The sequence below is a fragment of the Pseudomonas defluvii genome, assembly GCF_001695625.1.
GTDB lineage: Bacteria > Pseudomonadota > Gammaproteobacteria > Pseudomonadales > Pseudomonadaceae > Aquipseudomonas > Aquipseudomonas defluvii.
In genome coordinates, this window is record NZ_MBPN01000325.1 from 1 (window position 1) to 509 (window position 509).

Below are 509 nucleotides of genomic sequence, written 5' to 3' on the forward strand. Positions count from 1 at the left end.
GGCACGAAGCCGAGGATGTCTTCACGCCAGACCGGCTTGCCACCCAGGTGCGAAGCCAGGTGAACCACCGGGCTGTAACCCCCTGAGCTGGCCACCAGGTCGCACTCCAGCCACTCGCCAGGGCTGGTCACTGCGTGGGCTTTCAGGTCGACGGCTGCCACGCGGGCGGCTGTCACATGCTTGCTGCCACGTGCTTCGATCACCGCGCTGGAGGTCAGAATGCGAATGCCTTTGGCGCGGGCTTCTTCGACCAGCGAACCACGCGGGTTATGCCGCGCATCGGCAATGGCGACGACCTTGAGGCCGGCGTCGAACCAATCCAGCGCAACGCGATACGCGTGGTCGTTGTTGGTCGAAAGCACCAGTTTCTTGCCCGGTGCCACGCCGTAGCGGCGTACGTAAGTCGATACGGCGCCAGCCAGCATGTTGCCCGGCACGTCGTTGTTGCCATACACCAGCGGGCGCTCGTGGGCGCCTGTGGCCAGCACCACCTGCCGTGCACGCACGCG

At 65.8% G+C, this 509-nt stretch carries 1 protein-coding gene; it reads right to left on the reverse strand.

The features are described from left to right. Positions 1-509 (reverse strand): NAD(P)/FAD-dependent oxidoreductase (locus EKA13_RS27555; protein WP_483826452.1); only part of this gene is annotated, 509 nt, incomplete at both ends.